Source organism: Jiella endophytica, from assembly GCF_004519335.1.
Lineage (GTDB): Bacteria > Pseudomonadota > Alphaproteobacteria > Rhizobiales > Rhizobiaceae > Jiella > Jiella endophytica.
The window spans coordinates 120807-139708 of record NZ_SOZD01000001.1 but is presented as its reverse complement, the minus strand read 5'-3'; the positions used below and the strand labels follow the sequence as shown (position 1 = coordinate 139708).

Below are 18902 nucleotides of genomic sequence, written 5' to 3'. Positions count from 1 at the left end.
ACGATTGATCGGGTTGCCGAAGTAGTTAGGGCTCTCAGAAGTCGGGCAAGAGGTTTTCTCGCCGATCGCGCGAACTATTCGCGGGAAATGGCGTGGCCGACGATGCGCCGCGCCGCCCGGACGTTGCATTGGCGGCGAGACTGGCGGAGCGGGCGAAACCAGCCCTACCCTCCCAAGACTCGTCAGAGGTGAATGACCTTGCCGTATGCGTCGAGGACGCTCTCATGCATCGTCTCCGACAGGGTCGGATGCGGGAAGCAGGTGTGTATCAGCTCTTCCTCGGTGGTCTCCAGGCCCATGGCGATGACGAAGCCCTGGATCAGCTCGGTCACCTCCGCCCCGACCAGATGGGCGCCGAGAAGCTCCCCGGTCTTGGCGTCGAAGATCGTCTTCGCCATGCCCTCCGGCTCACCCAGCGCAATGGCCTTGCCGTTACCGTTAAAGGTGAAGCGGCCGACCTTGACCTCGTGGCCGGCTTCCTTCGCCTTGGCCTCCGTGAGGCCGACCGAGGCGACCTGCGGCTGGCAATAGGTGCAGCCGGGGATCTCGGTCTTCTTCATCGGATGGACGTCCATCCCCTTGATCTTCTCGACGCAGATCGTCCCCTCGTGCTCGGCCTTGTGGGCGAGCATCGGCGGCCCGGCGACGTCGCCGATGGCATAGATGCCCTCGACATTGGTCTTGCCGAAGCCGTCGATCTTGATGCAGCCGCGCTCGGTCTCGACGCCGAGTTCCTCGAGGCCGAGGCCCTCGATATTGCCCTGAACGCCGACCGCCGAGATCAGCCGCTCGGCCTTCAGCGTCTCGGACTTGCCGCCCTTGGTCTCGACCGAAACGGTAACGCCGTCCCTGCCCTTCTCGACCTTCGCCACCTTGGCGTCCGTCAGGATCTTCAGCCCCTGCTTCTCGAACTGCTTGCGGGCGATCTTGGCGATCTCGGCGTCTTCCACCGGCATGATCTGCGGCAGGAGTTCGACGACGGTGACGTCGGCGCCCATCGTCCGGTAGAAGGAGGCGAACTCGATGCCAATGGCGCCGGAGCCCATGACGATCAGGCTCTTCGGCATCGCCTTCGGCTTCATCGCCTCGAAATAGGTCCAGATGCGGTCGCCGTCCGGTTCGATGCCCGGCAGCACACGGGGCCGTGCACCGGTCGCGACGATGACGTGCTTTGACTTGTAGGTGCCCTCGCCGAGCGTTCCCTTCGGCACCGGGTTCTGCGGCTCGACGACCGGCTTCTTCGACTTGCCGACCGTCACTTCGACCGGGCCGCCCTTGCCGGCCTTGGTCAGCTTCGCCTCGCCCCAGATGACGTCGATCTTGTTCTTCTTCATCAGGTAACCGACGCCGCCGCAGAGCTGGCCGGAGACCTGACGCGAGCGCTTGACCACCGCTTCCATCTCGAAGCTCGGCTTCTCGATCTTCAGGCCATAGTTCTGGGCGTTCTCGGCATAGTGGAAGATCTCCGCCGAGCGCAGCAGCGCCTTGGTCGGGATGCAGCCCCAGTTGAGGCAGATGCCGCCGAGATGCTCGCGCTCGACGACGGCGGTCTTGAAGCCGAGCTGGGCTGCGCGGATCGCCGCGACGTAGCCGCCCGGCCCGCCGCCGATGACCAGGATGTCGTAGGTGTCAGCCATATCGTCGTTCCCTCGGTCGATCTGTTCTTTTGATGTCAGTGATTTATGGCGCGGCGAAAAGCCCGGCTGCGGGAAGGCAGCCACTCGCCTGCTGCGGGGCCGGTCCGTGACCCGGTCACGCGTCGTCCGCCAGCAGCGCCCGGATCGGCTCGACCAGCGCCTCGCCGAGGGCGCGCGTGTGTTCCGCCGTCAGATGGACGCCGTCGGCCGACGAGGCCTCGCAGACTTCGGCGGCGTCGAACATCTCGCAGCCGTATTCCTCGGCGACCTTGGTCACCGCCGAGCGGAAGTGCTGGCTCTCCTCGATGGCATGGCCGAAGAGCAGCGAGAAATCCGGCTCCGTCGTCGCGGTGAAATGCGGCGGCGCAACGAGCAGCAGCTTCGGCGGCTGGTAGCCGCGCTGGTAAGGGAAGGTCTGGACGATCTCGACCAGTCGCTCCAGCCCCTGCCGGCTTTCGAAGACCCGGCCGCCGCCGGTGTGGAACTTCAGATCGTTGGTGCCGAGCATGATGACCACGAGGTCGAGCGGCTGGTGGCTGGCAAGCACCGTCGGCAGGATCCTCGCGCCGTTGCGCTCGGCAAAGACCATCTCGTCGTCGAACACGGTCGTCCGGCCGTTCAATGCCTCGGAGATCACCCGGACATTGTGGCCGAGCGCCTTGGCGACGACGTTCGGCCAGCGGTCGAAGAACTCATGCCTGAGGCCGGTCTCGGGGTTGTAGCCCCAGGTGAGCGAGTCGCCATAGGCGAGGACGGTCTTCATCGCCGCGTCCTCACACCAGCATCGACATCGGGTTTTCGATGAAATTCTTGAACGCCGCGATCAGCTCGGCGCCGAGGACGCCGTCCACGGCCCGGTGGTCGGTCGAGAGCGTCACCGTCATGATCGTCGCGACGGTGACGGCGCCGCTTTTCACCACCGCCCGCTGGTCGCCCGAGCCGACCGCGAGGATCGTTGCGTGTGGCGGGTTGATGACCGCGGAAAAGTCCTTGATGCCGAACATGCCGAGATTGGAGACCGCGGACGTGCCGCCCTGATACTCGTCCGGCTTCAGCTTGCGGGCGCGGGCCCGCTTGGCGAGATCCTTCATCTCGTTGGAAATCGTCGACAGGGTCTTTTCCTCGGCACGGCGGATGATCGGAGTGATCAGCCCGCCCTCGATCGAGACGGCGACACCCACATCGGCATGCTTGTGGATCAGCATCGCGCCCTCGGTCCAGGAGGCGTTGGCCATCGGCACCGCCTTCAGCGCCAGAGCATGCGCCTTGATGATCATGTCGTTGACCGAGAGCTTGTAGGCCGGCTTGTCGCCGGCATCGGTCTTGGTCATCGGCGCGGCGTCGTTGAGCTGCTTCCTCAGCGCCAGCAGCGCGTCGATCTCGCAGTCGAGGGTGAGGTAAAAATGCGGGACCGTCTGCTTGGCCTCGACGAGGCGCTTGGCAATTGTCTTGCGCATCCCGTCGTGAGGCACCTTCTCGTAGGAGCCTTCGGGGAAAAGCTTGAGAATGGATTCGTCGCTGGCGGCCTTGGCCATCGGAGCAGCGGCGGCCTCGGGCGCCTTCTTCTCCTCGGCAGGCCTGTCGGCCGCAGCCTTCTTCGCGCCGCCGTCCTTCTGCGCAGCCTCGATGTCGGCCTTGACGATGCGGCCATGCGGGCCGGAGCCCTCGACGGCCGAAACCTCGATCCCGGCCTCCCTGGCGAGCCGGCGGGCGAGTGGCGAGGCGAAGACGCGGCCGCCCTTGCCGTCAGAGGGCGCCGACCCGGCCCTGGACGAGGCGGCACCATTGGCGCCGCTTTTCGCCGCTTCGTCGCTGCTGCGGCTGTCGCCGCGCATCTCCGGCTTCTCGGCGTCTGCCTTGCTGCCGGTCGAAGCGTTGTCCGCCTTCGGGTCGGGCGCCACGGCGCCGCCCTTGTCGTCGCCGGCGGAGGCCTTCTCCGCCTTGCCGCCGCTTTCAGCGGCATCGGAGACGTCCTCGCCTTCGCTGGCTAGGATCGCGATCACCTCGTTCACCTTGACGCCCTCGGTGCCGGCCGGGACGACGATCTTGGCGAGGGTGCCCTCGTCGACGGCTTCCACCTCCATCGTCGCCTTGTCGGTCTCGATCTCGGCGATGATGTCGCCGGCGGAGACCTCGTCGCCCTCCTTGATCAGCCATTTGGCGAGATTGCCCTCCTCCATCGTCGGAGACAGGGCGGGCATGGTGACGTTGATCGGCATATGGGCGTCTCCGAAAGCGTCTTACTGCGCGTTTTGAGTGTCGGGGGCCGGGTCGAGCGGCCAGAGAATGGTCAGCGGAAAGGCAATGGCGTCGAAGGGCTCGGCCCTGACTTCCGCGGCGTTGTCGAAGGTCGGGCCGACGATCCACCGGCCATTGGCGAGAGCGAAGGTCTCGAGCAGCTCGGCGCGCGGATCGAGAAGCCACATGTGCTTCACGCCGGCCTCGGCGTATATCCGGCGCTTGGCGTTCCGGTCGTAGCGCTCGGTCGAGGGCGAGATGACCTCGCAGACCCAGTCCGGGGCGATGTCGAAATAAGCCCTATCCGGCAGCGCGCTCAAACGCTCCTTCCGCCAGCCGGCAATGTCAGGGACAATCACGTCGGGGCCTAGATGCAATTCTGGTTCATCCAGGATGATCCAGCCGCCCGGGCCTGAACGGCCGCGTCCGAATGCATCGAGGATCTCGGCTCCGAGATAGGAAGCCGCTGCAGCATGCTTCGGCACCGGCCGCGGATGGGTCACCAGTTCGCCGTCGATGATCTCGGCGACGAGCAGCGGATCGGCCGCCTCGAGATCGGCATAGGTCGCCTTGCGGGGCCCGGGAGAAAGCTGCTCAGCTCTGGACATCGCCGCCTCCCTCATCAGTGCCTGGCGCCACCGGCGCGCAGCATCGGCTCGGCCTCGTCGGCAACGAGATCCTCGGCGAAGGCGGCGAGATTGTCGAGATGGCGCCCCCACCCGCCATGGTGGTCGAGAAGATAGGTCGCGCGATCGGGTTCTGCCGCCCGCTCCCAGCCCTGATGCTCGATCGTGACGCGGGTGCCGCCGTCGATCGGCGTCAGCGTGACGGAGACGACGGTGTCGAACTCCCAATCCTCGTCGGCCCAGATCATCACCAGCCCTTCCGGCGGCTGATACGCCGTCACCTCGGCCTGCGTCCTGCGCTGGCGGCCCGACGGGTCGACCCAGGGCTCGACGAAACGTCCGCCGAGCCTTGCCTCGAATTCGAGGTTGTCGCGCCACCATACCTTGAAGCAGGCGGGGTCGGTCAGGCAGCGCCACACATGCTCGCGGGGCCGCGCCACGTCCCTGGTCAGGACGAGCGCGCCATCTTCGGTCAGGTCTGGCGAGCCGGCGGGCATCATTGCGGCGGCGGTCCTTTCGAAAGGTCTTCAGCTCAATCCGAGTAGGTGACGGCCTTCACCGCGTCGATCACCTCCTTGACCGAGGGGAGCGCCAGCTTTTCTAGATTCGCCGCATAGGGCATCGGCACGTCCTTGCCGGCGACCTTGAGGACCGGGGCATCGAGATAATCGAAGGCGCGGACCATGATCTCCGAGGCGATGTGCGCGCCGACCGAGCTCTGCGGGAAACCCTCCTCGACGGTGACGCATCGATTGGTCTTCTTCACCGAACGGATCACCGTATCGAGATCCATCGGGCGGATGGTGCGAAGGTCGATCACCTCGGCGTCGATGCCGTCCTTGGCAAGCTCTTCGGCGGCCTTGACCGCATAGGTCATGCCGATGCCGAAGGAGACGATGGTGACGTCCTTTCCCTTGCGGTGGATGCGCGCCTTGCCGATCGGCACCGTCCAGTCGTCGAGCTTCGGGATCTCGAAGGAGTGGCCGTAGAGGATCTCGTTCTCGAGGAAGATCACCGGATTCGGGTCGCGGATCGCCGACTTCAGCAGTCCCTTGAAGTCCGATGCCGTGTAGGGCTGGACGACCTTGAGCCCCGGCACGTGGCTGTACCAGGCGGCATAGTCCTGGCTGTGCTGGGCGGCAACGCGGGCAGCCGCGCCGTTCGGGCCACGGAAGACGATCGGGCAGCCCATCTGGCCGCCGGCCATGTAGAGGGTCTTCGCCGCCGAATTGATGACCTGGTCGATCGCCTGCATGGCGAAGTTGAAGGTCATGAACTCGACGATCGGCTTCAGTCCGCCAAAGGCCGCACCGACGCCGAGGCCGGCAAAGCCGTGTTCGGTGATCGGCGTGTCGACGACGCGCCTTGCGCCGAATTCGTCGAGCAGCCCCTGCGTGATCTTGTAGGCGCCCTGATACTCGGCGACCTCCTCGCCCATGACGAAGACCTTCTCGTCGCGGCGCATTTCCTCGGCCATGGCGTCGCGGAGCGCCTCGCGCACGGTGGTCGAGACCATCTCCGTGCCCTCGGGGATCTCCTGGGCGAGTTCGCCCTCGACGTCGTCCGGGTCCGGATGGGTCTTGCCCTCGGCCGGCACGCGGCGGGCCGACATGTCCTCGACAGACGAAGCCGCGGGCTTTTCGGCGGGCTCCGGCTTTTCCTCGGTCTTGCCGGATTCATCCGGCTTGGATGATTTCGCCGCGCCGGCCGCGCCGTTCTGAAGCGCGCTCTCGTCCTCGCCCTCCTCGAGCAGGAGGGCGATCGGCGTGTTGACCTTCACCCCCTCGGAGCCTTCGTCGATGAGGATCTTGCCGAGGGTGCCCTCGTCGACCGCCTCGACTTCCATGGTGGCCTTGTCGGTCTCGATCTCGGCGATGACGTCGCCCGGCGCGACGCTGTCGCCGACCTTCTTGACCCATTTGGCGAGCGTCCCCTCCTCCATGGTCGGGGACAGCGCCGGCATCAGGATTTCAGTCGGCATGAAGGTGTTTCCTCCTGACAAACGGGTCGTTTGGCTGGTCTTTTGGGCGGAGTACCCGGATGCCGCCTTCGGCACCGCGGGCTGACCGCCAGCCTGTCTTCACATGGGGCGGCGCGAACTCCTCGCGCCAGCTTGCGGGCCGGCGGCAGGCGCCAGCCCTAAAATCCGTCACGGCCTTATTCCGCCGCCTGCGGAATGTCCTCGGCATAGACGTCGGTCCACAGCTCGGAGACATCGGGCTCGGGATCGTTCTGGGCAAAATCGGCAGCGTCGGCGACGACGTCCCGGACTTCCTTGTCGATCGCCTTGACGTCGTCCTCGGACATACCGTGATCGCCGACGAGTCGCTTCTTCACCTGCTCGATCGGATCCGATTCCGACCGCATCTTCTGGACCTCGTCACGGCTGCGGTATTTCGCAGGATCCGACATCGAATGGCCGCGATAGCGGTAGGTCATCATTTCGAGGATGATCGGACCGTCGCCGGAGCGGCAGTGCTCGGCGGCGAGATCGCCGGCCGCCTTGACTGCCCTGACGTCCATGCCGTCGACCTGGAAGCCCGGGATCTTGAACGACACGCCGCGGTGGGAAAAGTTGGTCTCGGCCGAGGCGCGGCTCACCGAAGTGCCCATGGCGTAGCGGTTGTTCTCGATGACGTAGACGACCGGCAGCTTCCACAGCGAGGCCATGTTGAAGCTTTCGTAGACCTGCCCCTGATTGGCGGCGCCGTCGCCGAAATAGGTGATCGCGATCGCGTCGGCGCCGTTGTACTTGTTGGAAAAGGCGAGCCCGGTGCCGATCGGCACCTGCGCCCCGACGATGCCGTGCCCGCCGAAGAACTTCTTCTCCTTCGAAAACATGTGCATCGAGCCGCCCTTGCCCTTGGAATAGCCCGAGCGACGGCCGGTGAGCTCGGCCATGACGCCGCGCGCTTCCATGCCGGTGGCAAGCATGTGGCCGTGGTCGCGATAGCCGGTGACGACCTCGTCGCCTTCCTTCATCGCCATCTGCATACCGACGACGACGGCTTCCTGGCCGATATAGAGGTGGCAGAAGCCGCCGATGAAGCCCATGCCGTAGAGCTGACCGGCCTTTTCCTCGAAGCGGCGGATGAGGAGCATGTCGCGATAGGCGCGGACGTCCTCGTCCTTGGCGAACTTCGCCGGCTTCGGAGCGTCGAAATGTTCGAGCGTCTTGACGATCTCATGCGCCGAGCTCTCGGGCGCAGATTTCGCGGTCTTGGCGCCGGACGAATTCGCAGCAGATTTGCGTGGCCTTGCCGCCATGGCGACTCCCCTTCTTGACCGGTGGCTTCGACGTTCCACGTCTCTCGTTTGCAGCCAACTATATTGGAGGACCACCCCTCTTCAAGCGCGGCCCGATACTTTAACCGAATTTCTGTTAAACACATCTCAGACCGGCTGTTTAACCGTCGATCAGTTGAAAAAGCGCGGCAGTTTCATGGTGCAATGCGGGAGAAATCTTTTGTCGCCGCGTCCGCTTCGCCGGGGCGCCGCCCTCTGGCGAGCCCGTTCGCGCCCGCAATATTTCGCCCCGACAAACCTCCCACTGAGAGGCCCGGATGACGAGCGACGTCGCCATCGGAGCTAGGATGGCCCCGGCCGATGGCAAGATCGCGGCGTTAATCACATGATGGGATAGCGAATCGCGGCGCTCAGCGCAGGATGACGATCTCGTCCTCGCGGGCGACATTCAGCGCCCGGCGGGCATTCTCGTCGACCATGTCCTTTTCGAGGGTGCCGTCCTTCATCGCCTTGACACGCCGTTCCAGCGCGTCGCGCTCGGCCAGCAGCTCGGCATATTCGGCATTGCGCACGGCCAGCTGGCGGGAAAAGGCCTGCTTCGCCTCGCTGCCATATTGCCCGGTCTTGGCGTGCAGCACGAAATAGGCGAGCACCGCCGAGGTGAGCGCGGGAATGATCAGCTTGCCGAAAAACGACTTGCGTTTCTGGATCGTGTGCATGGAGGCCTCCGGGGACCGCCAGATTCGCACGGGCTTGGTTAAGCCGGCGTAAACCCGCCGCGCCTGCAGGCGAAGCAAAATGCACGCGGTAGCGATTGCGCCCATTCTTTCAGGCCCTTGCCACCCTATCCTCTCATCGGCCGGCGATTGATCCCGGAAAGGGTCCGGGACGTCAGGCGCGGAAAACACGTCGATGGTGCGCGAGGCCAATATCGCTCGGGACGACCTCAACGAAGACGCCGACGAGGCGGAAAAGGCCCGGCGGGATCCGGAAGAGTCGCTGGACAATGCCCCCTCCGACGGCTCGACGATCCGCGACTTCTTCTCCTTCGAGGAGATCTTCGCCCGCGTCCTCTCGGTCGCCGACCACGAACTCGACGCGACGAACCGCTATCTGTTCTGGAGCGGCCTCGGCGCCGGCGGTGCGCTCGGCCTGACCTTTCTCGCCCGCGTCATCTTCGCCGAGACGGCCCACGAGGCGACGCCCGGCGTCGTCGGCAACCTGCTCTATCCGGTCGGCTTCCTGATCATCGTTCTCGGCCGCTACCAGCTCTTCACCGAGAACACCCTGACACCGGTGGTGCTGGTGCTGACGAAGCTTGCCAGTGTCGCCAATCTCGCGCGGCTGTGGCTGGTGGTGCTCGTCGCCAACATGGTCGGCGCCGTCGGCGTCGCCGCCCTCCTCGCCTATTTCGACGTACTCGACGCGCCGCGGCTCGAAAAGGCCATCGAGATCGGCCGGCATGCCCATGAGACCGGCTGGTTCAAGATCTTCTCGAAGGCGATCATCGCCGGCTGGATCGTCGCCGCCATGGTCTGGCTGGTGCATGCCTGCAAGGACACCGTCTCGCGCATCCTGGTCGTCTGGCTGCTGATGTATTTCATCGGCGTCGGGGCCTTCTTTCACGTCATTACCTCGTCCGTGGAGGTGTTCTTCCTCGCCTTCCGCGAGTCCGACGTCGATCTCCTGCCACTGTTTCCGGAGTTCGTCCTGCCGGTGCTGCTCGGCAATACGATCGGCGGCGTCACCTTCGTTGCCGTGCTCAACTACGCGCTCTTTGCCGAACACAAGGACTCCCGTCTGTTCGAGCGTTATGGCGAACGGCTGAACTGGCGCGACTGGCTGATCGGCATCGAGAAGAAGCATCGGCACTGAAGACCGGGCACCGTCTCAAGAGTGATACACGGCATTTCATTCAATTATGCGAGTTTAACCCTAGCCGCAGTCAGACCGTTCTACTTCGATACGCTTTGAAGGAAAGCGCGTTATCCTGGTTTCGACGAGGTATCGATCCGGGAGAACGGGTATGGCTGCAAGACCGCTCATCGCTCTATTGACCGCCGCGAGCAGTCTCTCGCTGGCCATCGCCCCGGCGAGCGCCGGCGGCAGCCCGACTGCCTGCTATCAGCCGGTGGTGGAACCGGCGGCCTATGCGACGGTCGAGGAGACCTATGTCGTCCGCCCGGCGGAACGGGTCTATGACGTCGTCCCCGCCCGCTACGGCTGGGTCACCCGGGAGGTGCTGGTCGAGCCAGGGGGCGTCACGGAGCGCCACGTCCCGGCCGAATATCGCTACGTCGAGAAGCAGATCGTCCTCGAACCGGCACAGGTCATCCGCCGAGCCGCGCCGTCGACCTATCAGACGGTGTCCGAGCCCGTGCTGCTCGAGCCGGGAGGCGATCGCTTCGAATGGCGGATCGTCAACGGCAAGCGGGTCTATTGCCGCATCGCCGTCGCGCCACGCTACGGCTCGAGCACCCGCGCCATCGTCGTGCCCGGCCGGGAATGGACCGAGGTGATCCCCGCCCGGTACGGCATCTCCCGCGAAAGGGTGCTGGTGCGCGAAGCGACGGTCGAACGCTATGTCGTCGCGCCTCGCTACGAGACCGTCCGCGAATGGGGCGTGATCGAGCCGGAGCATCAGGTCGCGCGGGTCATCCCGGCGGAATACGGCACCAGGCAGGTAACCGTGAAGGTCCGCGGCGAGCGCAGCGGCTGGAAGCAGGTGCATCTGCGCGGCTCCTGCTGAGTAACGCAATCTCGACAGCCATCAGCGGGAATTGACGGCTTTCGGCGAGTTTGTGCGTCTCCGGTCGGCAAAACGCCCCAGCGGCTAGCCGCAGACGCGCCTTGTCCCATGCCGCGGCTCGCTGGCTCTTCTCCTGCGGAGTTGTCGGCCCCGAGCCATCCGTAATAGCTTATTGCGCACTGGCCTATTGCGGACAGGCCCATTGCGTCGGAGCAAAGCCGGCGCGATGAAGCGGCATGTCCGACGATCTCGCCCTCCCCCCAGACTTTCGCCTCGCCGCCGGCGAACTCACGCTCGATCCGCGCGACCCGGCCTTCTTCCAGAACCCCTACCCCGCCTATGCCGCGTTCCTCCGGGCCGGCGGCATGGCGCGGTGGGAGGCGGTCGGCGCCCTCGCCGTCGCGAGGCACGATCTGGTCTCGTCGATCCTGAGGGACCGCCGCTTCGGACGGATCGTTCCCGATAATGTCGAGGGGCGGCCGGATTTTTCCGGCAAGCCGGCGCATCTTGCGGCCTTCTACGCGCTCGAGGCGAACTCGCTGCTGGAGCTCGAGCCGCCGACCCATACGAGGCTGCGGGGGCTGCTGACGAAGGCCTTCGTTTCGCGCCAGATCGAGCGACTGGCGCCGAAGATCGCGGCGATCGCCGACCGGCTCATCGACGGTTTCGAGACGTCGGACACGGTCGATCTCGTCACGGCCTATGCGGCGCCTCTGCCCGTCCTGGTAATCGCCGATCTCATCGGCGTGCCGCGAGAGGCCGCCGACCGGCTGCTCGACTGGTCGCACCGCATGGTGGCGATGTACACGCCCGGTCGCACCCCGCAGACCGAGATGGCTGCGAACGATGCAGCCAAGGACTTCGCGTCCTTTCTGCGCGACGTCGTCCAGGCGAAATCGAAGCGACCCGGCGACGATCTCGTCTCGGCGCTGATCGCCGCCGAAAGCGAGGCCGGCAGGCTCGAACGGGACGAGCTGATCTCGCTGGTCGTGCTGCTTCTCAATGCCGGGCACGAGGCGACGGTTCACCAGATCGGCAATGCGGTAACGACCATCCTGGAATGGAGTGCGGCGACCGGTGCCGATCCGGCTTCGCTCCTTGCCAGCGATGCGGCGGCCGAAGCCGCCGTCGAGGAGACCCTCCGCTTCGACCCGCCACTGCATCTCTTCGAGCGCTATGCGCTGGAACCGGTCGAGCTGTCGGGCGGTGTCCGGCTGGCCCGCGGCGACAAGGTGGCGCTGCTGCTTGCCGCGGCCAATCGCGACCCCGCCGCCTATGACGATCCGGACGTCTTCCTGCCCGGCCGTTTTCTCGACCGCTCGGCAAAGACGATCACCGCCTTCGGCGGCGGCATCCATTTCTGCATCGGCGCTCCGCTTGCTCGGCTGGAGCTGCAGATCGCTCTGACGCGGCTGTTCGCACGGTGTCCGGGGCTGCGCCTTGCGACGCGCCCGCGTTACCGCGACAGCTGGCACTTTCATGGGCTGAAGCGGCTGGACGCCGCGCCTGGTCGCTCGACCTGAGGGCGGCCCCGCCGCTTTGTCGTTCCCGGCCCGTCGGGACAACTCTGCGTATCGCGCGCTCGGCCGCGCTGCCGGGCCAAAAAGAACTGAACCCGCTCATCATTCGTCGAGCTGCAGCGTCGCAACCCAAGCACCCTCACCCTGAGGTGCCGCCGCAGGCGGCCTCGAAGGGCGAGCGTGCGGATGCCGGTCTTGGAGGCGTTCGGCGCATGCCGCTTCGGTGTCGGAGCCCCTCGCCCTTCGAGGCTCCGCCACTCTCCGAGCGGCTACGCACCTCAGGATGAGGGGCTTTCATTGGCGCGGCGGTCGCTGTTGCCCATGTGTCGGGAGCCCGGCCGTATCGCCGCATCAAATATCACGCGGCGTCCTCGCCCGTTTACCGCCCGAAGGCGTCGGAAAGCCTGGCATCCATTCTTTAAGCACAGGGCCGAAGAGCCTCGTCATCCCGAGGTGCGAGCGAAGCGAGCCTCGAAGGGTGAAGGTGCGAGGGCGCCAGCGGTACAGCCCGCAGCCTCACACCTTCACGACGTAATGCTTCTTCGTCGGCTCGACGACCTTCCAGCGCCCCTTGAAGCCGGGCCGGATGACGAAGCTGTCGCCGGCCATCAGCTTGAGCGGCTCGCCGCCCTCCTCGGTCAGGATCGAGACGCCTTCGAGAATGTGGAAGAACTCCCACTCGGTATAGTCGACATCCCACTCGCCAGCGGTGGATTCCCAGATGCCGGCATAGAGCCCGTTGCCGTCGTCCTCGAGGTTCCAGGTCCTGTTGGTCGGCCGTCCGCTCTTCACCTTCTCCTTGTCCGGCGATGCCGTTTCGGGCTCGACGCCCGCCTTGTCGAAACGGATCAGATGGTCGGTCATGGTCGCTCCTTGGTCCGGTGCCGCTCGCCGCTGGAGCGCCGCGCGTCCGAATGGACGCACGGAGAACGCTCTCAGTCATTGAATCACCGCATCGTGCTTTCGAGAAAATCGGTTCCGATTTTCGGGCCGATGCTTTTGACGATCGGCAGACGGGCGGGAATGCGCAGCCGGCGCAGCCGTTCCCGCATGGCAGCCCTGCCTGGCCGGGGAAGCTTGTCGCGGCGCATCGTTGGCGGCCGTCGGAGCGCCATCGCGACGCCTTTGGGACCGGCCGTTGCCGCAGGCAGCGCCCGGCGCATCGAAGGTGATGCACCGGGCCGCTCACACCGTCAGATCTTCGCCAGCGCTTGGTCGAGATCGGCGATGATATCGGAGACCTCCTCGATGCCGATCGACAGGCGCACGACGTCCGGCCCGGCGCCGGCGGCGGTCTTCTGGTCGTCGGCAAGCTGGCGGTGGGTGGTCGAGGCCGGGTGGATCACCAGCGAGCGGGTGTCGCCGATATTGGCAAGGTGGGAGAACAGCTCCAGCGCCTCGACGAACTTGACGCCCGCTTCGTAGCCGCCCTTGAGACCGAAGGTGAAGACGGCGCCCGCGCCCTTCGGGCAGTAGGTCTGCATCCGCTCGTGGGAGAGATCGCCCGGCAGCCCGGCATAGGAGACCCAGGCGACCTGCTCGTGGCCCTGCAGGTGCTCGGCGACCGTCAAGGCGTTGTCGCAGTGCCGCTGCATGCGCAGCGGCAGCGTCTCGATGCCGGTGAGGATCATGAAGGCGTTGAACGGCGAGATGGCCGGGCCGAGATCGCGCAGGCCGAGCACCCGGCAGGCGATGGCGAAGGCGAAGTTGCCGAAGGTCTCGTGGAGGACGATGCCGTTATATTCCGGCCGCGGCTCCGACAGCATCGGATAGCGGTCGTCGGCCGACCAGTCGAAGCTGCCGCCGTCGACGATAACGCCACCCATCGAGTTGCCATGGCCGCCCATGAACTTCGTCAGCGAATGGACGACGATGTCGGCCCCATGCTCGAGCGGCCGGCAGAGATACGGCGTCGCCATGGTGTTGTCGACGATCAGCGGCAGCTTGTGGCGATGGGCGATCTTAGCGATCGCAGCGATGTCGAGGACGACGCCGCCCGGATTGGCGATGGACTCGATGAAGATCGCCTTGGTCTTCTCGGTGATCTGCGCCTCGATGTCGGCGAGATCGAAGGGATCGGCCCATTTCACCCGCCAGTCGAAGGATTTGAAGGCGTGGCCGAACTGGTTGATCGAGCCGCCATAGAGCTTGCGCGAGGCAACGAACTCCTCGCCCGGCCGCATCAGCGCCTGAAAGACGATCATCTGAGCGGCATGGCCGGAGGCGACAGCCAGCGCCGCAGTGCCGCCTTCCAGCGCCGCGACCCGCTCCTCCAGCACCGCCTGGGTGGGATTCATGATGCGGGTGTAGATGTTGCCGAACTGCTGGAGCCCGAACAGCGAGGCGGCGTGGTCGACGTCGTCGAAGACGAAGGACGTGGTCTGGTAGATCGGCGTCGCACGCGCCCCGGTCGCGGGGTCCGGCTGGGCGCCCGCATGGATCGCCAGCGTCTCGAATTTCGGTTCGCTCATTGTGTACCTCCCTGATGCTCGAATTCAGGGAGGAAGTAACACGTGCACCACCCAGTGGATACATCTGGCAAGCCCGTATCGGCATCTCACATGGCGGTGAATTCGGTCTTGCCAAAGGCGTTGCCACTCAACGGACAAAGCCCCAGCCGCGACGGCGAAGTCTCAGGGATGTTGCGGCATATAACAGCGGTCTGCGCGTGGCTCCGCGCCGATCAGCTGCGGGAAGTCGTCGATGGACTGGCCGGCCGAACCCCCACGGTCCCAGTGATAACTTTCCTCTCGCCGAAATCCCCCACTCGGGGCAGCGTATAGCTTCGGACTTTGCCTATACCAGTGGATGGCCAAAGCGGGATTGGACGCTATAGGTCCGACGTCAGGCCAAGCATCCTTGATCACCGTTCCGACAAATGTTTCACGCTGATGAAATGAAACGACGATCAAAATGCCGTCTCCGAGTTTGAGCTTCGAACGTTTTTCTCGGAGCGCCGACTGAAACCAATTCGCCTTGATTCTCTCGTTCAGCGCGTGGACGGCCGCCTTATTGGCGAAAACCCGCGATACTCCGCCGAATGCTTCGGCATACGCCTTTGCGGTGCGCACGCGCTCTTCGACGAATTCCATTGTCGTCAACTCCGTCTTGATCACCCGCGACGCCCGGTCTCGCCGAAGGCTGTGCGCGCGTACCGCTTGAGATTTTGATTGTATCATCAATTATACACAACCTAAAGACGACAACGACGCCGCCCATCCGAAATCCTCCGATCTCGACGAATTTCGGGACGGTGCTACTTCGCCGACGAACAGTCACTTCAGTCCGAGACGCGGGAATTGCCATGGCGAGCCTCGAAGGAAAAATCCGCTACGGCGTCGTCGGCGGCGGCTGGATCTCGCAGGCCGCCTTCATGCCGGGCGTCGGGCAGACCTCCAATTCGCTGATGACGGCGATCGTCACGGGCGACAGGGCCAAGGGCGAGGAACTCGGCAAGCACTACGGCCTCGACGTCTACGGCTATGACGACTACGAGGCGATGCTGAAAAGCGGCAAGGTCGACGCGGTCTATGTCGCGACGCCGAACTTCCGTCATCGGGAATTCGCCGAGCCGGCCCTGAAGGCGGGCATCCATGTGCTTCTCGAAAAGCCGATGGAGGTCAGCGTCGAGGACGCAGAGGCCATCGAGGCGGCGACAAAGGCTTCCGGCGCGAGGCTGATGATCGCCTACCGGCTGCACTGCGAACCCGGCACCGTCGCCATGGTCGAGGCAGTAAGGAAGGGTGAGATCGGCAAGCCGCGCTTCTTCACCTCGACCTTCTCGCAGACGGTCAAGGCGTCGAACCATCGCGCCACCAGCGGCTACTGGGCGGGGCCGGTGCCGGACATGGGCACCTATCCGATCAATGCCGTGCGCAACCTCTTCGAGGCCGAGCCGGTCGAGGTCATGGCCTTCGCCTCGCGCACCGACCGCGGCCTCGGCTGCGACGACACCGTCAGCGTCATCCTGAAATTCACCGAAGCGCGGCAAGCGAGCTTCACCCTCTCCTATTCGTCGGAAGGCGTCGACCAGGCCTATCTGGTCGGCACGGAAGGCGCGATGAACATCGCCCCGGCCTTCGGCTTCGGCGCCGGCACCGCGATCACCTACGACCTCATCACGAACGGCGAGACGACCCATCACGAAGCGCCGGTCGTCGATCAGTTCGCCGGCGAGACGGAGTATTTCTCCGACTGCATCCTCGAAGGTCGCGATCCCGAGCCGAACGGCGAGGAAGGCGTGCTCGACATGATCGTGCTGGCCGCGATCGAACGGGCGATCGAGACGGGCGAGGCGCAGAAACTCGAGCCTCGCTCGCGCCAGCGCCGCATCGGCCCCGACCAGACGCGCGAGCTGAAACTGGCAAAAAGCCCGGATCTCGTCGGCATCGATGTGCCGATGGAATAGTCGCGACCAGTGGCATGGTGATCACGGCCGGTCTGGCGAAAGTATCCGCAACCGGTCGTCGCCGAGGGACGCGAGGGCCTGTTCGCGGCCGCCTCGTCCGTTACCCTCCCAGCCGGTAGCGATGAAGCGCCTCGTAATCGGCACGGCAGGCGTCGCCGATGGCCTGATGGGCAGGCGACAGCCGCGGCATGGCGGTCGGCGGCGGCGCGAAAGTGGTCGACTGGTTGACGCTGGCGTACCAGTGGGCGCCCCAGACGCCGTCTTCCGGGTGTGGCCCCTTCTCCCAGGAGAGCATCGCCTCGCTCCAGGGGATCTCCAGTGCCTCACAGAGCGCCTGCAGCGTCTCGGCCGGCCGGGCCAAGAGGTCGTCGGCATCGATCACCGCCGGCGCCCGGCCGAGCCTTTCCGCCTCCCATTCGAAATATCGCCGCAGGATGCCGTAGCCGAGCAGTTCGGGCCGATCGAGCGCGTTCTTGGCGGCGTAGCTCGCCGCGACCCGCTCCGGTGTGCGGATGAGAAAGGCGTGGCGGTGGCCCGGCATGTCAGCAATGCCGACGTCAGAAACCATGTGATGGGCCATATGCTTCTGATACCAGACGTCCGCGCCGCCTGGCACCGGGCCACTGATCGCGGCGAGAACAGAGCGGTAGTCGCAGTCCATGGAAGCCATGGTTTCCGCCGACATCGGATGCGGCGCGCCCGTCAGCCTGAGATAGGCGCCGAAGAACGGCTCGTCCGAAACGGCCGCGTCGGGTCTCGCGCCGAAGGAGCGCATCATCGCCGTCGAGATGTTGCGGGGCCCGGACCACATGGCGATGCGAACCGTCATCGGTATTCTCCTGTCGATCGACTCAAGGCAGCGGACGCTGGGGGTTTCAGCTGCAGCCGCCAGCGAGGATGGCCGAGTCTTCGCCCTCGGCCAGGCAAGCTCAAGCGCCAGATCCGAAAATCGGCTGTCGTCCCCAGCTCTCCTAGCCGACGGGATTCTCAACGCTTTTCAGAAGGCGAGACAAAACGGTTGGTTTCTCTACCGAAAATTATATTGCAAATCATCGGCGCTTGGGATTCCCTGATCGTATCGCGCTAACCGGCGCGGCCCGGAGCAGCCTTCCAATCTGGCGGGGGTGACGACCGGGCAAGCGGCACCGCCGAAGAGACGGACGGCATTCTCAGGCGGGCCGGCGATCAGATGGGAATGAGGCCGTCGGAAGGCTGCGGGTCCGGTTGCGCCGAACAGCTGACGGCGCGCCGGCAACCTCGATGGCCACGCGGTCGTAAGGCAACGCCAGACGGGCGGCGAGGACTTGAGGTGGGCGAAACTGTCGGCATCTTCGGTGCGGTCTTCGGGCTGGTCATCGCCCTCGCGCTGCTGTGTGCCCTGATCTATTGCGGAATGCGCAGCCAGTCCTCGCTCCTCTGGCTCGCCGCGACGCTGCTCTGTTCCGGCCTCGAAATTGTCGTGCTCACCTTCGGCTACGAGACCTGGCTGCAGATCACCGGCGCCACCGTCCTCATGCCGCTGAAATATCTCTGCGCCAGCCAGACGATCCGGCTCGCCATCGGACGCAGTCCCTCGAGCGTTCCCTTCGTCGCGACGATCGCCGTTCTGGTCTGTGTCTCGCTGGTCATCGCCGGAATGGGCATCGAGACGGTCTATCAGACGCTGCCGTTCAAGACGGCCGCCGCCCTGGCGCTCATCGACATGCTGCTCTGCCTCGGCCGGCTGCACCGCAAGAGCCCTCTCGACTACGCGCTGCTTGCGGCAATCGTCATGCTGGCAGTCGTCTTTATCCTGCGGATCCCGGTCTATCCGGCAATGGAGCCGCAGGAGCTGTCGGTCTACGGTCTCACGCGTCTCGAAATCGAGCGCCTGCTCGTCGCGATCACCGCGTTCCTGGCACCGATCGCGGCCTTCCTCATCGTCGCGAAGGTTCTCGGCGGCGTCATTGCGAGCTATCACGACCGCTCCGAACACGATCCGCTGACGGGCCTCTTCAACCGCCGCGCCTTCGACCGGATGGCAGCGGGAATGCGCCAGCAGAGCGGTGTCGTGGTGCTCTGCGACATCGACCACTTCAGGCGGATCAACGATCGCTACGGCCGCGACGTCGGCGATGCGGTGATCCAGGCGGCTGGCAGGATCCTGCTCGATGCGCACGTATCGGCAGCCCGGCTCGGCCGCGGCGAATTCGCGCTGCTTTTGCCATCCACCTCGGTCGCCGAGGGCGTGTCGCTGGCGGTGACGATCCGCACCGCCATCGGCTCCGTGGATCATCCGGGCCTCGACGCCAAGCATCGGCTGACCGCAAGCTTCGGCGTCGCAGCCTTCTCGCCGCAGGAGCCAATCCGCGACGCCCTTTCGGCGGCGGAAGAGGCGCTTTCCCGCGCCAAGAATGCCGGCCGAGACCGCGTCGCGATCCATCCGAGCGGCCTCATCGTCCCCAACACGGCGCCGCATGCCGCGTGAACGGGCGCCCG

At 65.3% G+C, this 18902-nt stretch carries 18 protein-coding genes; 5 read left to right on the top strand and 13 right to left on the bottom strand.

The genetic code is table 11. From position 1 onward, the window contains the following. Positions 1-182 precede the first annotated feature (182 nt). The 8 genes from lpdA to E3C22_RS00715 form a co-directional block, all read right to left on the bottom strand. Positions 183-1637 carry a dihydrolipoyl dehydrogenase gene (gene lpdA, locus E3C22_RS00750; protein WP_134759271.1) on the bottom strand — a complete coding sequence of 485 codons (1455 nt, stop codon included), beginning with the start codon at positions 1635-1637 and terminating at the stop codon, positions 183-185. Between the two features lie 115 nt (positions 1638-1752). After that, entirely contained in the window at positions 1753-2400 is a 648-nt protein-coding gene (locus E3C22_RS00745) for an SGNH/GDSL hydrolase family protein (protein WP_134759269.1), read from the bottom strand. A gap of 10 nt (positions 2401-2410) precedes the next feature. Continuing rightward, the gene (locus E3C22_RS00740) at positions 2411-3856 is read right to left on the bottom strand and encodes a pyruvate dehydrogenase complex dihydrolipoamide acetyltransferase (RefSeq protein WP_134759267.1); all 1446 of its coding nucleotides are present in this window, start codon (positions 3854-3856) and stop codon (positions 2411-2413) included. Between the two features lie 21 nt (positions 3857-3877). After that, positions 3878-4483, bottom strand: a complete 606-nt coding sequence (locus E3C22_RS00735; protein ID WP_134759265.1) for a Uma2 family endonuclease — start codon at positions 4481-4483, stop codon at positions 3878-3880. 14 nt (positions 4484-4497) lie between these two features. Further along, positions 4498-5001, bottom strand: coding sequence for an SRPBCC family protein (locus tag E3C22_RS00730; protein WP_134759263.1), 504 nt, complete (start codon positions 4999-5001; stop codon positions 4498-4500). Positions 5002-5033: 32 nt separating this feature from the next. Beyond that, entirely contained in the window at positions 5034-6482 is a 1449-nt protein-coding gene (locus tag E3C22_RS00725; RefSeq protein WP_134759261.1) for a pyruvate dehydrogenase complex E1 component subunit beta, read from the bottom strand. A 176-nt stretch (positions 6483-6658) separates the two neighbouring features. Next, positions 6659-7768 (bottom strand): pyruvate dehydrogenase (acetyl-transferring) E1 component subunit alpha, encoded by a 1110-nt coding sequence (pdhA, locus tag E3C22_RS00720; protein ID WP_134759259.1) that lies wholly within the window; start codon positions 7766-7768, stop codon positions 6659-6661. Between the two features lie 389 nt (positions 7769-8157). Continuing rightward, positions 8158-8466, bottom strand: coding sequence for an FtsB family cell division protein (locus E3C22_RS00715; RefSeq protein WP_134759257.1), 309 nt, complete (start codon positions 8464-8466; stop codon positions 8158-8160). A 193-nt stretch (positions 8467-8659) separates the two neighbouring features. On the opposite strand from E3C22_RS00715, the gene E3C22_RS00710 reads away from it, so the two are divergent. The 3 genes from E3C22_RS00710 (at position 8660) to E3C22_RS00700 (ending at position 12019) form a co-directional block, all read left to right on the top strand. Further along, positions 8660-9622 (top strand): formate/nitrite transporter family protein, encoded by a 963-nt coding sequence (locus E3C22_RS00710; protein ID WP_134759255.1) that lies wholly within the window; start codon positions 8660-8662, stop codon positions 9620-9622. 151 nt (positions 9623-9773) lie between these two features. After that, positions 9774-10496, top strand: a complete 723-nt coding sequence (locus E3C22_RS00705) for a hypothetical protein (RefSeq protein WP_134759253.1) — start codon at positions 9774-9776, stop codon at positions 10494-10496. 236 nt (positions 10497-10732) lie between these two features. After that, positions 10733-12019 (top strand): cytochrome P450, encoded by a 1287-nt coding sequence (locus tag E3C22_RS00700; protein WP_134759251.1) that lies wholly within the window; start codon positions 10733-10735, stop codon positions 12017-12019. A 513-nt stretch (positions 12020-12532) separates the two neighbouring features. Here the strand turns inward: E3C22_RS00700 and E3C22_RS00695 are convergent. The 4 genes from E3C22_RS00695 to E3C22_RS00685 form a co-directional block, all read right to left on the bottom strand. Continuing rightward, a complete protein-coding gene (locus E3C22_RS00695) occupies positions 12533-12880 on the bottom strand; it encodes a cupin domain-containing protein (RefSeq protein ID WP_134759250.1) in 348 nt (115 codons plus the stop codon). An 83-nt stretch (positions 12881-12963) separates the two neighbouring features. After that, positions 12964-13107, bottom strand: a complete 144-nt coding sequence (locus tag E3C22_RS24355) for a hypothetical protein (protein ID WP_167591581.1) — start codon at positions 13105-13107, stop codon at positions 12964-12966. 102 nt (positions 13108-13209) lie between these two features. Continuing rightward, positions 13210-14487 (bottom strand): O-acetylhomoserine aminocarboxypropyltransferase, encoded by a 1278-nt coding sequence (locus E3C22_RS00690; protein ID WP_134759248.1) that lies wholly within the window; start codon positions 14485-14487, stop codon positions 13210-13212. Positions 14488-14649: 162 nt separating this feature from the next. Next, the gene (locus E3C22_RS00685; RefSeq protein WP_134759246.1) at positions 14650-15108 is read right to left on the bottom strand and encodes a hypothetical protein; all 459 of its coding nucleotides are present in this window, start codon (positions 15106-15108) and stop codon (positions 14650-14652) included. A 212-nt stretch (positions 15109-15320) separates the two neighbouring features. Between E3C22_RS00685 and E3C22_RS00680 the strand changes: the two genes are divergently transcribed. Next, positions 15321-16424, top strand: a complete 1104-nt coding sequence (locus E3C22_RS00680) for a Gfo/Idh/MocA family protein (protein ID WP_134759244.1) — start codon at positions 15321-15323, stop codon at positions 16422-16424. 100 nt (positions 16425-16524) lie between these two features. On the opposite strand, the gene E3C22_RS00675 is transcribed toward E3C22_RS00680, so the two are convergent. Then, positions 16525-17253 carry a sulfotransferase-like domain-containing protein gene (locus tag E3C22_RS00675; protein WP_134759242.1) on the bottom strand — a complete coding sequence of 243 codons (729 nt, stop codon included), beginning with the start codon at positions 17251-17253 and terminating at the stop codon, positions 16525-16527. A 480-nt stretch (positions 17254-17733) separates the two neighbouring features. Between E3C22_RS00675 and E3C22_RS00670 the strand changes: the two genes are divergently transcribed. Further along, entirely contained in the window at positions 17734-18891 is a 1158-nt protein-coding gene (locus E3C22_RS00670; RefSeq protein WP_167591580.1) for a GGDEF domain-containing protein, read from the top strand. Positions 18892-18902: the final 11 nt, after the last annotated feature.

Excerpts from the sequence above, each read along its gene's own strand:
- lpdA (WP_134759271.1), bottom strand. The coding sequence starts at position 1,637 with ATGGCTGACACCTACGACATCCTGGTCATCGGCGGCGGGCCGGGCGGC.
- E3C22_RS00745 (WP_134759269.1), bottom strand. The coding sequence starts at position 2,400 with ATGAAGACCGTCCTCGCCTATGGCGACTCGCTCACCTGGGGCTACAAC.
- E3C22_RS00740 (WP_134759267.1), bottom strand. The coding sequence starts at position 3,856 with ATGCCGATCAACGTCACCATGCCCGCCCTGTCTCCGACGATGGAGGAG.
- E3C22_RS00735 (WP_134759265.1), bottom strand. The coding sequence starts at position 4,483 with ATGTCCAGAGCTGAGCAGCTTTCTCCCGGGCCCCGCAAGGCGACCTAT.
- E3C22_RS00730 (WP_134759263.1), bottom strand. The coding sequence starts at position 5,001 with ATGATGCCCGCCGGCTCGCCAGACCTGACCGAAGATGGCGCGCTCGTC.
- E3C22_RS00725 (WP_134759261.1), bottom strand. The coding sequence starts at position 6,482 with ATGCCGACTGAAATCCTGATGCCGGCGCTGTCCCCGACCATGGAGGAG.
- pdhA (WP_134759259.1), bottom strand. The coding sequence starts at position 7,768 with ATGGCGGCAAGGCCACGCAAATCTGCTGCGAATTCGTCCGGCGCCAAG.
- E3C22_RS00715 (WP_134759257.1), bottom strand. The coding sequence starts at position 8,466 with ATGCACACGATCCAGAAACGCAAGTCGTTTTTCGGCAAGCTGATCATT.
- E3C22_RS00710 (WP_134759255.1), top strand. The coding sequence starts at position 8,660 with ATGGTGCGCGAGGCCAATATCGCTCGGGACGACCTCAACGAAGACGCC.
- E3C22_RS00705 (WP_134759253.1), top strand. The coding sequence starts at position 9,774 with ATGGCTGCAAGACCGCTCATCGCTCTATTGACCGCCGCGAGCAGTCTC.
- E3C22_RS00700 (WP_134759251.1), top strand. The coding sequence starts at position 10,733 with ATGTCCGACGATCTCGCCCTCCCCCCAGACTTTCGCCTCGCCGCCGGC.
- E3C22_RS00695 (WP_134759250.1), bottom strand. The coding sequence starts at position 12,880 with ATGACCGACCATCTGATCCGTTTCGACAAGGCGGGCGTCGAGCCCGAA.
- E3C22_RS24355 (WP_167591581.1), bottom strand. The coding sequence starts at position 13,107 with ATGCGCCGCGACAAGCTTCCCCGGCCAGGCAGGGCTGCCATGCGGGAA.
- E3C22_RS00690 (WP_134759248.1), bottom strand. The coding sequence starts at position 14,487 with ATGAGCGAACCGAAATTCGAGACGCTGGCGATCCATGCGGGCGCCCAG.
- E3C22_RS00685 (WP_134759246.1), bottom strand. The coding sequence starts at position 15,108 with ATGGAATTCGTCGAAGAGCGCGTGCGCACCGCAAAGGCGTATGCCGAA.
- E3C22_RS00680 (WP_134759244.1), top strand. The coding sequence starts at position 15,321 with ATGGCGAGCCTCGAAGGAAAAATCCGCTACGGCGTCGTCGGCGGCGGC.
- E3C22_RS00675 (WP_134759242.1), bottom strand. The coding sequence starts at position 17,253 with ATGACGGTTCGCATCGCCATGTGGTCCGGGCCCCGCAACATCTCGACG.